Source organism: Chloroflexota bacterium, from assembly GCA_023475225.1.
In the GTDB taxonomy this organism is placed as follows: domain Bacteria; phylum Chloroflexota; class UBA6077; order FW602-bin22; family JAMCVK01; genus JAMCVK01.
In genome coordinates, this window is record JAMCVK010000047.1 from 1 (window position 1) to 14,353 (window position 14,353).

General features: G+C 54.2%; 13 protein-coding genes. 8 read left to right on the forward strand and 5 right to left on the reverse strand.

Annotation, left to right across the window (positions count from 1 at the left end; genetic code table 11):
- The first annotated feature begins 125 nt into the window (after positions 1 to 125).
- From cimA to M1136_12025, 4 genes are all read left to right on the forward strand, one after another.
- Complete coding sequence (gene cimA, locus M1136_12010; protein MCL5076347.1) at positions 126 to 1,703, forward strand: citramalate synthase; 1,578 nt, start codon at positions 126 to 128, stop codon at positions 1,701 to 1,703.
- Positions 1,693 to 2,751, forward strand: coding sequence for a prephenate dehydratase (pheA, locus tag M1136_12015; GenBank protein ID MCL5076348.1), 1,059 nt, complete (start codon positions 1,693 to 1,695; stop codon positions 2,749 to 2,751). The genes cimA and pheA overlap by 11 nt, the downstream gene beginning before the upstream one ends.
- A 77-nt stretch (positions 2,752 to 2,828) precedes the next feature.
- A complete protein-coding gene (locus tag M1136_12020; protein ID MCL5076349.1) occupies positions 2,829 to 3,710 on the forward strand; it encodes a site-specific DNA-methyltransferase in 882 nt (293 codons plus the stop codon).
- A 240-nt stretch (positions 3,711 to 3,950) separates the two neighbouring features.
- The gene (locus tag M1136_12025) at positions 3,951 to 5,174 is read left to right on the forward strand and encodes an aspartate kinase (GenBank protein MCL5076350.1); all 1,224 of its coding nucleotides are present in this window, start codon (positions 3,951 to 3,953) and stop codon (positions 5,172 to 5,174) included.
- Here the strand turns inward: M1136_12025 and M1136_12030 are convergent.
- From M1136_12030 to M1136_12040, 3 genes are all read right to left on the reverse strand, one after another.
- Positions 5,171 to 5,902 (reverse strand): DUF364 domain-containing protein, encoded by a 732-nt coding sequence (locus M1136_12030; protein ID MCL5076351.1) that lies wholly within the window; start codon positions 5,900 to 5,902, stop codon positions 5,171 to 5,173. The genes M1136_12025 and M1136_12030 overlap by 4 nt on opposite strands.
- Positions 5,903 to 5,949: 47 nt before the next feature.
- Positions 5,950 to 6,348 (reverse strand): class I SAM-dependent methyltransferase, encoded by a 399-nt coding sequence (locus M1136_12035; protein MCL5076352.1) that lies wholly within the window; start codon positions 6,346 to 6,348, stop codon positions 5,950 to 5,952.
- 489 nt (positions 6,349 to 6,837) lie between these two features.
- Positions 6,838 to 7,815 (reverse strand): AAA family ATPase, encoded by a 978-nt coding sequence (locus M1136_12040; GenBank protein MCL5076353.1) that lies wholly within the window; start codon positions 7,813 to 7,815, stop codon positions 6,838 to 6,840.
- A gap of 161 nt (positions 7,816 to 7,976) precedes the next feature.
- Between M1136_12040 and scpB the strand changes: the two genes are divergently transcribed.
- From scpB to add, 4 genes are read left to right on the forward strand one after another with little or no spacing between them, the layout of a single operon-like run.
- Entirely contained in the window at positions 7,977 to 8,486 is a 510-nt protein-coding gene (gene scpB, locus M1136_12045) for an SMC-Scp complex subunit ScpB (GenBank protein MCL5076354.1), read from the forward strand.
- Complete coding sequence (locus M1136_12050; GenBank protein ID MCL5076355.1) at positions 8,483 to 10,336, forward strand: TIGR03960 family B12-binding radical SAM protein; 1,854 nt, start codon at positions 8,483 to 8,485, stop codon at positions 10,334 to 10,336. Before scpB ends, M1136_12050 begins: the two co-directional genes overlap by 4 nt.
- Positions 10,294 to 10,953, forward strand: coding sequence for a TIGR03936 family radical SAM-associated protein (locus M1136_12055; protein MCL5076356.1), 660 nt, complete (start codon positions 10,294 to 10,296; stop codon positions 10,951 to 10,953). Before M1136_12050 ends, M1136_12055 begins: the two co-directional genes overlap by 43 nt.
- Positions 10,950 to 11,990 carry an adenosine deaminase gene (add, locus tag M1136_12060; protein MCL5076357.1) on the forward strand — a complete coding sequence of 347 codons (1,041 nt, stop codon included), beginning with the start codon at positions 10,950 to 10,952 and terminating at the stop codon, positions 11,988 to 11,990. Before M1136_12055 ends, add begins: the two co-directional genes overlap by 4 nt.
- On the opposite strand, the gene M1136_12065 is transcribed toward add, so the two are convergent.
- Both M1136_12065 and M1136_12070 read right to left on the reverse strand, forming a co-directional pair.
- A complete protein-coding gene (locus M1136_12065; protein MCL5076358.1) occupies positions 11,987 to 13,210 on the reverse strand; it encodes a S8 family peptidase in 1,224 nt (407 codons plus the stop codon). The genes add and M1136_12065 overlap by 4 nt on opposite strands.
- 4 nt (positions 13,211 to 13,214) lie before the next feature.
- Entirely contained in the window at positions 13,215 to 14,021 is an 807-nt protein-coding gene (locus tag M1136_12070; GenBank protein MCL5076359.1) for an HAD-IA family hydrolase, read from the reverse strand.
- Positions 14,022 to 14,353: the final 332 nt, after the last annotated feature.

Sequence of the window (14,353 nt, forward strand, 5' to 3'; positions counted from 1 at the left end):
TGGCATTGCCACAGCGCGGTCCTGGCCGAAGGATATCGTACCGCCGATATTATGGAGGAGGGCGAACACCTGGTGGGGACAGGGGCGATGGGAAGCCTGATCGCTGAGGAGGTGAGGGGAAACATATGACGACCAAGGTAATACTCTACGATACCACTCTTCGTGATGGGGCCCAACGTGAGGGTATCTCCTTCTCGGTAGAGGATAAGGTAAAGATCGCCCGGAGCCTGGATGAATTAGGCATTCACTATATTGAGGGGGGCTGGCCCGGTTCGAATCCAAAGGATAGTGAATTCTTCGCGAAGGCCCGCCATCTGCACCTGAGTACGGCCAAGCTGGCCGCCTTCGGTAGCACGCGACGTCCTCATATAAGGGCTGAGGATGATGGGCAGCTGCGTGCCCTTCTTGCGGCGAAGACGCCAACCATCACTCTGGTCGGCAAGAGTTGGGATTTTCAGGCAAGGAAGGTACTCAGCACCAGCCTCGAAGAGAACCTCCACATGATCGCTGATTCGATCGCCTTTCTGAAGGCGCAGGGGCGGGAGGTCTTCTTCGATGCCGAGCATTTCTTCGACGGATATCGTAGTAACCAGGACTACGCTGTGAGCTGTCTCCTGGCCGCCGAAAAGGCAGGGGCAGACTGCTTGGTGCTCTGCGATACCAATGGTGGTACGCTTTCCCAGCAGATCGCTGCGGTGGTCGCTGAGGTGAAGAAAAGGGTGAGTGTGCCACTCGGCATCCATGCTCATAACGATGCTGAGGTAGCAGTCGCTAATACCCTGGCTGCGGTAGAGCAGGGGGTTGTCCAGGTGCAGGGGACGATAAATGGCTACGGTGAGCGCTGTGGCAATGCCAATCTGTGTTCTATAATCCCCAACCTGAAGCTAAAGATGGGCATTGACTGCATCAGTGATGAACAGCTGCAGAAATTGACCGAAATCTCTCGTTACGTCAGTGAGGTGGCTAATCTGATTCACGATTCTCATCTGCCCTACGTTGGGGAGAGCGCTTTTGCCCATAAGGCTGGACTGCACGTTGACGCGGTGATGAAAGCTACCGAAGCCTATGAGCATGTGCCTTGCCAGGTGGTGGGCAATGAGCGGCGTATCCTGATCTCGGAGCTGGCGGGGAAGAGCAACATACTCTATAAGGTTCAACGCTTTGGCGTCGATCTCACTGGGCAGACGGCCGAGGTGCGCGACCTGGTGGAGCGCATTAAGGATCTGGAGAGCAAGGGCTTTCGCTTTGAGGATGCGGAGGCCTCTTTTGAGCTCCTGGTGCGGCGGGCTCAGCCGGACTATCAGCCCCCCTTCCAGCTTCTCGATTTACTCGTCCTGGTGGAGCAGCGTAAAGGGAGCGATATCCTCGCTGAGGCCACGGTCAAGATTAAGGTCAGGGATGAAACGATGCACACAGCGGCCGAGGGCAATGGACCAGTGAACGCCCTTGACAGGGCAATGCGCAAAGCCTTATTGCAGAGCTATCCTGAGGTTGCCCGCATCCGTCTGGTAGATTACAAGGTGAGGGTTCTGGACGATAGGCAAGGCACCGGAGCCACCGTGCGGGTATCCATCCAATCCACTGATGGACAGGAAACGTGGAACACGGTGGGCAGCTCGACCAATATCATTGAGGCGAGTATGTATGCCTTGGTTGATAGTTTGGAGTACCCTTTGGTAAAATGGGGTCGCTATGAATCTTGATGAGCTTCGCCAAAGGATAGATGACATTGATCAGCAAATTGTGGCCTTGCTGAACGCCCGGGCGGAGTTGTCTCTCCAGATCGGGGCTGTCAAATCGGACAATGAGGTCAACATCTATGTTCCGGAGCGGGAGAGGCGGGTCTATGATAACGTCTTCCAGGCTAATCAAGGCCCACTCAGCAAGGAAGCCATCAGGGAGATTTATGGCTCGATCCTCTCCGCTTCTCGTGCTCTCCAGCGCCCGTTGCGTGTGGCTTATCTTGGTCCGGCGGCCACTTTCACGCATGAAGCGGCTAAGCGTCGCTTTGGCACAGCTGTTGAGTTCCTGCCAGCCAGGAGCATCGCCGAGGTCTTCTCAGAGACGGAAAAAGGTGAATCTGATTACGGCGTAGTGCCGGTAGAGAACTCCATTGAGGGGGTAGTGACACACACTCTGGATATGTTCGTTGACTCAGAGCTGAAGATCTGTGCGGAGGTGTTGCTTGCTGTCTCTCACCATCTCCTTGGCAAAGGCTGCTTGGCCGATATTCGGAAGGTTTGTTCCCATCCCCAGGCCATCGCTCAATCGAGGGGTTGGTTACAGGAGCATCTGCCCTCGGTGGAATTGGTAGAGGTGGCCAGCACGGCTAGGGCGGCAGAGATGGCCGTTCTCGATCCTACCATTGCTGCTATCGGCACCGAGTCGGCCGCGGATCTCTATGGATTAAATATCCTTGAGAGCCATATTGAGGATAGCGCCTCCAATATCACTCGTTTCTTGGTTATCGGACGGCAGATGAGCCAGCGTAGTGGCGATGACAGGACGGCCATCATGTTTTCCATCAGGGATAGAGTGGGAGCCCTCCACGACACCCTGGAGATATTCTTGAAGTATGGCATAAACCTGACCAAGATCGAATCTCGCCCCTCCAAGCGCAAGCTGTGGGACTACATCTTCTTTGTTGATCTAGTTGGCCACCCTGATGATGAGCATGTGGCCGCAGCCTTGAACGAACTCAGTCGTGAATGTGTCTTCGTTAAGGTCTTGGGCGCCTGGCCCCAGGAGTAGTAAAGGCCCGCCTCCCCCGGTCAAAGTGCAAATGCCCTTGTGTGTGAGACTTGTTGTTAACCACTATGATGGAGTATTTGAACCAGATACTATGTGGCGATTGTCTTGAGGTGATGACTTGCATTCCGGATAATACGGTTCACCTGGCTGTTACTTCACCGCCCTACAATTTGGGGATAAACTACGATCTCCACAACGATAACTTGGCCTACGAACAGTATCTGAGTTTGATGCAGAGGGTCTGGGTGGAAACTAAGCGAGTTCTTGTGCCAGGTGGACGGTTTGCCTTGAATATCGCCCCAACAAGTATCAAAAACTTCCGGCCGATACATCACGATTTTGCCAATCAGCTCAGGGAGATAGGCATGATATTTAGAACAGAAATAATCTGGTATAAGCAAACGATGCTGAAACGAACAGCTTGGGGTAGCTGGAAAAACCCTAGTAATCCACATATCGTGCCTTCGTGGGAGTATGTCCTGGTATTTTGTAAAGATAAGTGGGATTTGTCTGGGAAACCTGAAGACATCGACGTCACCAGCGAAGAGTTCATGCGGTATTCGGATGGATTATGGTATATCCCACCGGAACCACAAAGGCGGGGGCACCCAACGCCTTTCCCGGAAGAGCTTATTTACCGCCTGATCAAGTTCTATACATATAGGGGAAACACGGTGCTGGACATGTTTGGGGGCACTGGGACAGTTGCTGTTGTAGCTTGGAAAACGAGCCGCAACTTTATTCATGTCGACATATCGCCAAAGTATTGTGAAATTGCCCAGCAAAGGCTCGACAAGGTCCAGCTGCAAAGCGCACTGCCGATAGTTAGTTCGGCTACTGGAGTGAAGGTTCGCCCCTCAAATCTGCGAGCAAAACGGCCCACCACATTCGCTAAAGGCTCTAAAGATTCAGCGGCCCACCAAGCGCCACTCTTAGAAAGCACACTGAAGGAAACCTAGCTTGGTAGCCGTTTGCTAGGGATATTACCTCTTCCACAGGGGGATCCAGGAGGGCACAGCCCTTCTGGTCCGCCGAAGGCGGATAGGGCTCCGCCCTAGTCTACTATCCCCCTTCTCCCATCTGGAGAAAAGGGGAGGTCAAGGAGGGTGCTCACTCCTTGGAGGGTTCTAGGGCTCCGCCCTAGTCTACTATCCCCCTTCTCCCTTTAGGGAGAAGGGGGTAAGGGGGATGAGGGTCAAATCAACATGATCGTCCAGAAATATGGTGGAACATCAGTAGCTACAGCCGAAAGGATCAAGGCCGTGGCTTCGCGTATCGCCCGGGCAAAAAGAGAGGGGCGGACGCCAGTCGTAGTTGTCTCCGCTATGGGTGATACGACTGACCAATTGATCACCTTGGCCCAGCAGGTCACCCCTGAACCTGATGAACGGGAGCTGGACCTGCTCCTCTCCACGGGAGAGATCATATCCTGTACGTTGCTGGCGATGGCCCTGCGCCAGTTGGGGTTGGAAGCCGTCTCCCTCACCGGTGGACAGGCAGGCATTAGAACCGATAGGACGCACAGCCGGGCTAAGATCATCGCCATCGATCCCCGCCGTATACTGGGCGAGCTCGAGCACGATAAGATCATCATCGTGGCTGGTTTTCAGGGGGTAACTGAGGAGTTTGACATAACGACGCTAGGGCGGGGTGGTTCGGACACGACGGCCGTGGCCCTGGCGGCTCATCTACATGCCGACCTCTGTGAAATCTATACCGATGTCGATGGCGTCTACACTGCCGACCCGCGCCTGGTGCCAGAAGCATGGAAACTAGAGTGCATCAGCTATGATGAGATGCTCGAGCTGGCCCAGCAAGGGGCGCGGGTGATGCACCCGCGGGCCGTGGAGCTGGGCGCCGTTTACGGTGTGCCGATCGTCGTCCGCTCCAGTTTCAACGACAATCCGGGAACCCGGATCTATGGAGGTGAAAACATCGAAGAACGAAACAAGGTACGGGGCATCGCTCATGATACTGATGTAGCCAAAATCACCGTCATCGGTGTACCCGACCGACCCGGCATCGCCTACGCTATATTCCGGCCATTAGCCGAGGCGAGCATCAATGTCGACACGATCGTCCAGAACGCTAGCTTGCAGGGCATCACTGACCTCTCCTTCACTGTGGCCAGGACTGACCTAGCCAAAGCGGTACGCCTCGTGGAGGCGGTGGCCACGGAGATAAATGCTAAGGGCGTAGTCAGCGCCTCCAACCTGGCCAAGGTCTCCATCATCGGCACTGGCATCCAGCACAGCCCCGGTTATGCGGCACGAATGTTCAAGACCCTGACTGATCAGGGCATCAATATCGAGATGATTACCACCTCTGAGATTCGTATCACCTGCATCATCGAGGCCAGTCGGGTGCAGGAGGCCGTGCGGGCTCTCCACGCCGCCTTCGCCACAGAAACATCGGTCACTTAGAGGTCGTTACGGGTCATCGTCAACAGCTTCACTCCCCTGACCTGGCGAAAGGTGGCTCCTTCACTGATGCAGCGCAGGGCTAATTCTACATCTATGACTCTCGTTCCGGAGAGAACGTCCACGCCATAATCGAAAAGAACAGGTGATAGGGGAGTAGTTGGGCCGAGGAGGACGACGAGGGCCTCCGGATGACAGAGCGCAAGCAGGGGCTCAATGGTGTGATTAATGAGCGTTGTGCCTGTTATGGCCACAACATCAGCCTTGGGTAGGATGTTGGTGGCCTGATCCTCCGTCAGGTCTCCTTCCTGAGGGTGTTTCTCGATCACCCAAAGCTGTCTGGCCATCTGACGCAGACGGGGGATAAAGGGGAAGTGCCCGACGATAGCCACCGCCCTATCCCGGCCCTTCTCGGCCAGGAAGTCAGCGGCGTTTAAGTCGACACAGCGGGATTCATCAACATCGAGAAGCGAGTTGATCGTGGCCAGGCCGATGCTGGCCTCAAGAGGACTAGGGGAATAGGACAAGCGGGCGATGGCCAAGGCGCTCTTCCCCATTAAACTGCCTGCCTCCTGCACGGGCTTATCGCCGTGGTGGAATCCCTCTGCCTGCACTGTGGCAGCCAGCCCACAATAGCGACTGACCACGGCTGTCCAGAAGGCACAGACACGGATATCCCTAACGGGGGCATCCACCTTCAGGGCGGAGATTAGATCATCCAGCATCTTCATAGCCAGACAATCTCCCTTCCCATCCTTAAGAGCATCGTCGCTGGCGCCTACTTCTTAAAAAGCATGATGTATTCGTGTTTGAAGATATAGTCTGCATTCAATAAGGGAGTAGTGATCAGGCTGAAGGTCTCCTTCAGATCGAAGCTGGTCATGTTGCCCTGGATGAGGCGAACACGCTCCTGCACTTCTCTCGGCTGGCCTCGGAGCTTTTGTCTGCACCTGGCCAGCATATGCTCAGAAAGGTCTAACCCCACGATGCGACAACCTGCAACCGCTGTGGGTATCAGAATCCTCCCCGTACCACAGCCCAATTCCAGAATCTTGCCGTCTGCTGAACGGGAATATCCAAGGTAGAAGTCCAGGTCAGGCCGGTTGACGTAGCTGGGGATGAGGTCGTAATACTCGGCAATGAACGGCAGGTCCTCATATCCACCAAATTTACTCACCGTTTCACCTTCATCATCTATCCCTTTTCCGCAATTGAGATTACCTGGCCATAAATTCTGCCAAGGTTTTTAACATTTCACTTCTCGATTTAATATCTTTAATAAGTTTCGTGAAGTCTTCGAGACTAAGATTGATCACCTTGTGTAATTCATTCGCATCATTAGCCAATCTATAGTGAGATATATCTATACCTACTTCCTTTACTGCTTTCAAAGTCCACTCTTCTAATCTTAGACACAACACTATCAGATAATTTCGAGTCACTTTATCATACAAGCGTCTAATTCCATGATCCTCCGAACAGGGTTCTAATTTCCCAATATAACTTGGTTGGTGACTCAATGGGTCTTCATCTACTAATCCTTTAGAGTTTCTGTTTTTCGCTAATTATTTGCAAACATTACCTTTACTAAAACTATGTTTTATATTTCTTTTTGAAATACCCAGAGCCCTTACCAAAACTTTATCAGGATTACATTCCACATATATCATCTTTCCTCCAGAAACTGATCAAGATTAAAGAAAATACTGGCATCCTGGTCAAGAATTTCAGGCATCTCCCTTTCGCTGATTGGTCTAACCCTTGTTTGATAATCCTTTAGATAAGTTATGAAAATGCCGATTTCATCCTTCGGGGTTTTCTCCAACACTGAAAGGAGAAAATAGGGATTATGAGTGGAGATAAAATACTGGTTGGTCCTGTCCAGAGCTATTCGTTCAGCGAGAAATTTTGTGTAATACGGGAAAGCATGAGCCTCAGGCTCCTCAAACATAATTATGGAATTCTGATTTGTTTCAATTGCTGCGAGATAAAAAACAATTCTTTGCAACGTATCAGAGACCAGAGAGTAAGGATAACTAATTATGACATCCTCTACTTCTTTTTGGGCCTCAATTTTGCCTTCATGAGGTTTGAAAACAATCCTGAGTCCGTATTCTTTGAAAATATCTGCCACTACTTTTTTTAAAGCCTTATTCGTTTGAAGAATGGACAAAAGATTGTCCCCCCTCGGTGGCAGGAGAAATTCAAACTCTTGCCCTGGAAAAATATTTATTACCTCAAATCTATAAAACTTGAAAGGGAGAACCAACGTTGCTGATCGACTTAAATAGCCTCTTCCCTCATAATCAAAAAAGAAATTAAAATATCCACCAAAATATTTATGTTCTTTATCTCCACAGTTTCCATTAAATTGGCCCTTCATAAATGTTGTGTCAAAATGCACGTCATCAGCTTTTATTTCTATTTTCTCCGTCAAGTCTTGGTCATAAAACAGATTAATCATATTGTTCTCAAAGCGGACAAGATTGCTCAAGTTGCCATAAGGCAAAGAGAAAATCCCCATGCTCTCCAGGATATTGGACTTGCCGGTGTTTGGTTTACCTATGAAAATATTTACTCTTTTGCAATCCAGTTTCAGGTACTTGATAGATTTAAAGTTTTTGACCTCAAGATTTTTTATCATTGTTTTCTCCTCCCTCTCCTGGCAAAACAGTAACACCCGCTGGAGCGGCTGTCAATCCCGCTGTGGTGGTAAGATGAGGCGCTGAGACTGGGGCTGAACCAAAATGTTATAATTATTACCACTTCAATACTTGGGAGAAAACAGCCATTCAGTTGAGTCGCATGGACCTGCAACAGTTGCAATGTCTGATTGAAAGCATCCTCTTCGTCGCCACTGAACCAGTAGAGTTATCTCGGTTGCAAGGGGTACTAGGGGTTGATCAGGAACATCTGGAGGAGGCGCTACATTTGCTGGGTGATGCCTGTCGACAACGCGGCTTGCGTTTACAAAGGATCGATAATACGGTGCAATTGGTGACTGCCTCTGAGGCAGCACCCTACGTGGAGAAGTTTCTCGATTTACAAGCGAACAGCAAGCTCTCCAGTGCGGCCCTGGAGACGCTGGCCATCGTGGCCTATCGCCAACCGATCACCCGAGCGGGCATCGAGGATATCAGGGGTGTCAACGTCGATCGGGCCCTGAGTACCCTACAGGCCCGTGGACTTATCCGCGAGGTGGGACGTCTGCCAACAGTCGGCCGACCGATCCTCTATGGCACTACGCCCGAGTTCCTCCAATATTTTGGACTCGAAAGCCTCGATCAACTGCCACCCCTCGAGGAACAATCGTGAATCTAGATCATATCCTGCCCAGGGTCACTAAGCCCGCCCGCTATACGGGGTACGAATGGAATAGCGTCATCAAGGATTGGGATAGGGCGGCCGTCAGGGTCGTCCTGATCTACCCGGACATCTATGAGGTCGGGATGTCTAACCTCGGTCTCCAGATCCTCTATGACCTTGTCAATAAGCAGGACTGGGCGCTTGCTGAGCGCGCCTACGCTCCCTGGATAGACATGGAGGGTGAGATGCGTGCCAGCGGACTACCTCTCTTCAGCCTGGAGTCACGGCGCCCCTTGCGTGAATTCGACGTAATAGGTTTCAGCCTCTCTTGTGAACTGGTCTACACTAACGTGCTCAATCTGCTCAATCTGGCCGGCGTTCCCTTGTGGACGGCTGAGCGGATCGATGGCGATCCATTGGTTATCGCCGGTGGCAGCGGTACCTATAACCCCGAACCACTGGCCGATTTCATCGACCTTTTTGTGATTGGCGATGGTGAGGAGTCCCTTATAGAGCTGCTGCAGAAATACCGTGACTATGGAAGATGGCGCACCGGGGTCAGGGCACAGGGAGCATACCAGCGGCAGGCGTTCTGCCGAGAGGCGGCGAAACTGCCGGGTATTTATGTGCCCGCTTTGTATCAGGTGACATACGACGCCAATGGTGTGGTGACCGAGGTCGTGCCTCAAGCGAAGGAGGCGAGTCCCAGGATTCGCAAGCGCATCGTTTATCCCTTGTCAGCCGCCCCGACACGACCGCCCGTGCCTTATATAAGCGTGATCCATGATCGGGCCATGATTGAAATTCAGCGTGGCTGTACACGCGGTTGCCGTTTTTGCCAGGCGGGCATGATCTACCGTCCCGTGCGGGAGCGTCCAAAGGAGGAGATTTTAGAGACTGTGGATGCCTTGCTGGCCAATACTGGCTATGAGGAGCTGGGGCTGGTCTCGCTGAGCAGCAGTGATTACAGCGAAATCGAGTCCCTGGTGAAGGAACTATCTCTGAGACATCCGCAAGTCAACATCTCCCTGCCGTCCCTGCGCATCGACTCCTTTTCGGTGGGGCTGGCCAGCAGCATTCAACGGCGTAAGACGGGACTGACCTTTGCCCCGGAGGCGGGGACACAGCGCCTGCGTGATGTCATTAACAAGGGGGTCAGCGAGGATGATCTGTTGCGCACGGTGCACGTCGCTTACAGCCAGGGTTGGTCAAGGCTCAAGCTCTACTTTATGATTGGGTTACCCACCGAGACCATGGTCGATGTCGAGGGGCTCATTGCCCTGATCCGGCAGGTACTGGACTGCGGCCGTCGTGAACGGGGTGGGCGAGCGCAGTTGAGCGTCAGCATCGCTACCTTCATCCCTAAGCCTCAAACACCTTTCCAGTGGGTGGGGCAGGAGGGGGAAGAAACGCTACGCGCAAAGCAGGAATATCTCTGGAGAAAACTGCGGGGCGTCCAGCTCAGCTGGCACGATCCGCAAAGCAGTTTTATGGAGGCAGCCCTCTCCAGGGGCGATCGCCGCTTGGGGAGGGTCGTTTATCGTGCCTGGCAGCTTGGTTGTAAATTCGATGCCTGGAATGAGCAGTTCCATTTTGATCGCTGGCTAGAAGCCTTCGCTGCAGAGGGGTTGGATATGGCCTTCTATGCCCACCGTCAACGCCCCCTCGACGAGGTGTTCCCCTGGGACCATATTGACAGCGGTGTAACGAAACGGTTTCTGCTCCGCGAGTACCGCAGGGCCTTGAGACAGGAGCCGACACCGGATTGTCGCTACGGCCCGTGCCTGGGCTGTGGTCTCTCCAAGAAAGGAGCGCTATGCAACGTCTCCGCCTCACCTTTGGCCGAGGCGACCCGCTGAAATATATCGCTCATCTCGACCTGATGCGCCTGTGGGAGCGCCTTCTACGCCGGGCTGCTGTTCCCCTGGCCTATTCAAAGGGCTTCAATCCCCAGCCTAAAATAGCTATAGCTGCCCCCCTGCCTGTAGGCGTGACAAGTGAGGGAGAAGTACTCGACGTCATTCTGGAACGGGACATGACACCCAGCGACTTCTGGCAAAGGTTGCAGCCGCAGCTACCGGCCGGACTGGAGGTGTACAGCGTTGAGGAGGTCAGCCTGTCTCTTCCTTCTCTCCAGTCGCAGTTGCGAGCGGCGGAATATCTCATCGCTGTGGCTACTGCTGAGGGGCGCGAGGCGGTGGAGCAGCGCATCGCCGCCCTGCTCCAGGCCAGGGAGCTATGGCGCGAACGCCGTCGGCATAATGAGAGGCGTCATTATGATTTGCGTCCTCTCATCGAGCAGGTCTGGGTTGAGACCTGGGACGATATGCACCTGCTCGGTATGCGTCTGCGGGCCGACCCCACGGCCGGCGGCCGACCGGAAGAGGTCAGTGACGCCCTTGGTTTCGGACCTCGTCCGCTTTCGCTCCACCGCCGACGCCTTGTCTTCGCTGATCAATTATTAAAGGAGGAATGATGTCAAGGATCAGTCCACAACTCAGAGAGTTCATCGTCAGGATGCCCAAGGCCGAGCTGCATGTGCATCTGGAAGGCTCCATCAGGCCAAGCACGATGCTTCGCCTGGCCAGGGAAAACGGCGTCACCCTGCCCACCGAGAACCTGACAGAGCTCTATCGCTTCACCACATTCACGCAGTTTATAGAGGTCTATCTGCGTTGCTCCTCCTGTCTACGAAAGCCTGAGGATTATGCTCTCATTACTACCGAGTTTCTGACCGATGCGGCTGCCCAAAACGTGAAATATGTAGAGGCCTTCCTCTCTCCTATCCACCACCTGGAAAGGGGCATGGAATTTGAAGCCATGCTCCAGAACATTGAGCTGGCTCTAAGGGAGGGAACCCACAGGTATGGGGTGGAGATGCACCTCATCTTTGACATCAACCGGGCAAAGGGACCGCCGGAAGCGGAGAGGGTCCTTGAATTGGCCCTCAGGCTTGATCGTCAGACCGTGGTGGGCATCAGCATCGGTGGTGATGAGGCCGGATTTCCGCCGGAGCCATTTCAAGAGGCCTTCACTGTGGCTAAACGGGCCGGTTTGCATCGCGTCGCCCACGCCGGCGAGTTAGCCGGCGCGTCCAGCGTCTGGGGTGCCATCAATGCACTGGGAGTGGAGCGCGTCGGGCACGGAGTGAGGGCTGGCGAAGATGAGGCGCTTATAGCCTACCTGATGGAGACGCGTATTCCTCTGGATATGTGCCCCGTGAGCAATGTCCTGACGCAAGCGGCCCCTTCCCTGGCAGAACACCCCATTCGGCGCTATTTCGAGTCCGGATTGCTGGTGACCGTTGGTTCCGATGACCCAGCCATTATGGGAACTAATCTCACCAAGGAATACCTGACTATCGCCGAACAGTTCGGATTCAATGCCACCGAGTTGGAGGAATTGAGTCTCAATGCCCTGCGCGCCTCTTTTCTGTCCAGCGAGGAGAAGAGGCGACGAGAGACAGAATTCCGCCAGGAGTTCGCTGCCCTACGCAGTGAACTCTCCCTTTAGAGCTCGCTCCGCTTCAGAGGGAAGAATATGGTGAAGGGAAAGAGGCAACCGGGAGGGGTCCAGCTGACTCTATCACCTCGGGCAGCTTTATAGGCCGATAACAGGTCGAGGCGGCCCGCACCTTGGACATTGGGTGCTAACGATAGATCCTTAGCTGTTCGCTGCAGAATCTCTCTGACCTCCTCTGCGGAGAGCCTGGGATTGGCCTCCAGGAGTATGGCCACTGCCCCGCTCAGAAAGGCGGTAGCCATACTTGTGCCCGAGGCACTGGTATAGTCTTCATCGATCGCTTGACCCATGGCTGTACCCTCGGCCCTACAGGAGACTATCCCTTGACCGGGGGCGAGGATATCCGGCTTGACCCGTCCGTCAGCCGTCGGCCCTCGGGCACTGAATTCGGCCACCGTATCCGCCCTGGTCACGGCCCCAACGGCCAGTACCCTTTTGGCCGCAGCCGGGGCGCTTATTGTCCCGGCGGCTGGACCGTCATTGCCAGCGGCGGCACAGACCACTACTCCCCGCTCAACGGCTGCATCACAGAAGAGGGACAGGGGATCATTGCCATCCCCTCGTCCTCCTGTGCCCAAGGAGAGGTTGATGAGGCGCACCCCTTGACGCACGGCCCATTCCACCCCAGCCATCACGTCGCTGGTCAGCCCACTGCCATCACCCTTGAGCACCTTGGCGGCCAGGAGAAGGACGCCCGGCGCGATGCCCCTATAGCGGCCCCCACTGGCCATTCCGTTGCCGGCTATGATGCCAGCGACGTGCGTGCCGTGTCCGTTATTGTCCTTGAATCCCTCACCGCTGAAGCCTCGCGTGGTGAGAACCCGCCCGATAAGATCAGGGTGGTTCATATCTAAGCCTGTATCCAAGACCGCTACCCTTATTCCCTTGCCGCTGTAGCCGGATTCCCATACCTCTGGGGCGCGGATTATGGCTGCGGAGGTATCCAGGCAAATGTGAACAGGGCTGTCCCACCAGATCGTGGCGATGCGAGGGTCACGGATCAGGGCTCCAATCTCCGCTGGACTGGCCGTGAGCGAGACCGCTGGGATGAGATCGAAGGTGCGCCTGACGGGCAATTCAGCACTGAATTGGCGCAGCATCCGTAGAGACTTAGCCTCGTCTTTAAAAGTGATGATTACCGGAAGCCGCTCCATTCTGGGGGCCGTCTTCAGTTTAGTTAGAAGAGAGGGACATACCTTCTGTTCTTCCACTGGCTTAGTCTTCCCACGTCTCCGGTGGAGCAGTCACCTTCCTGAGCGAAGGGGCAGTCGCCAAAGGTGGGCAGATGGTCAAAAGATCGTAGATTGATTCGAGTAGATAATCTGGCGCGAGGGATTCCAGGCTCTCCTTTGGAAAAGGACCCCATAGAGCGGCAGCAGTGCGTACGTCGGCTGCCTTGCCAGCCATGACATCATGGATGCTGTCTCCCACGTAAAGGGTATGATCCGGTCCCACACCAAGCATGGCCATGGCCTTCTGGATGGGGGCGGGGTGCGGTTTGTGCGCCGTAGTATCCTCCAAGCAGACCAGAAGCGGAAGGAGCCCACTAAGTCCACAACGGGCCAGCCCCCTTTCAGCCAGGGAGCGGCGTTTAGAGGTCACTACCCCCAGCGTATAATCTCGCCTGGCCAGCTCGGTCAAAACTTCCCGCACGCCCTCGAATTGGCGAATAAGCATATCGTGATGGCTGAGGTTGAACTCTGTATAGGCATCAATGAGCTCATCGAGCAGCTCGGCGTTGAGCCGTTCCTCGGCAGTGAGAGACGTTGGGGCGGAGCAGTTCTCCACGTCTGAGGGGCTCGCTGTTCCTTCCTCCTTTTGCACCTTAGTAAGTTCGCTGAGGACGAGGCGCATGGCCTCGCCCAGGGGCCTACCGAATCCGGGCAGAAAGTGCTCGTCGGGGGGAACGTAGCCCAGGACACGCTGAAGGGCATAGCGATAGCACTGGAAAATAAGGGGTGTCGTATCGATGAGGGTACAATCAAGGTCGAAAAGGATGCAGGTGAGCTGCTTTTGGGACACGGTTTACCCCCAAAGATTTCCGTTTGGCGCGAGAGAGATTTTAACAGATGTTAGGGGAAAGAACAAGGCGCTTGGTGCCAACTGGATGCGTCCAAGAGTTCGCAGTTGCAAGTGGGGGAAAAAAGCGATAGGCTCTCATATAAGAGAAACCAAATACTTACAGAGGAGAGCCTATGCCGACGATCGAATTGACCGCCAAAGTAAGTATATCACTGGACGATCCGAGTGTCGCCTCTTTGGAGGGGCAAATCCATTCCCAGTTGCGTAAGGTGGCGAAAGCAGATGCTGGTCAGGGCCTGTCAGGAAGTGGAGCAGCGCACTCTGGAAGAAAA

Bases quoted from the DNA above. Each gene is read 5' to 3' on its own strand.
- cimA (MCL5076347.1), top strand. From the start codon at position 126: ATGACGACCAAGGTAATACTCTACGATACCACTCTTCGTGATGGGGCC.
- pheA (MCL5076348.1), top strand. From the start codon at position 1,693: ATGAATCTTGATGAGCTTCGCCAAAGGATAGATGACATTGATCAGCAA.
- add (MCL5076357.1), top strand. From the start codon at position 10,950: ATGATGTCAAGGATCAGTCCACAACTCAGAGAGTTCATCGTCAGGATG.
- M1136_12040 (MCL5076353.1), bottom strand. From the start codon at position 7,815: ATGATAAAAAATCTTGAGGTCAAAAACTTTAAATCTATCAAGTACCTG.
- scpB (MCL5076354.1), top strand. From the start codon at position 7,977: ATGGACCTGCAACAGTTGCAATGTCTGATTGAAAGCATCCTCTTCGTC.
- M1136_12055 (MCL5076356.1), top strand. From the start codon at position 10,294: ATGCAACGTCTCCGCCTCACCTTTGGCCGAGGCGACCCGCTGAAATAT.
- M1136_12030 (MCL5076351.1), bottom strand. From the start codon at position 5,902: ATGAAGATGCTGGATGATCTAATCTCCGCCCTGAAGGTGGATGCCCCC.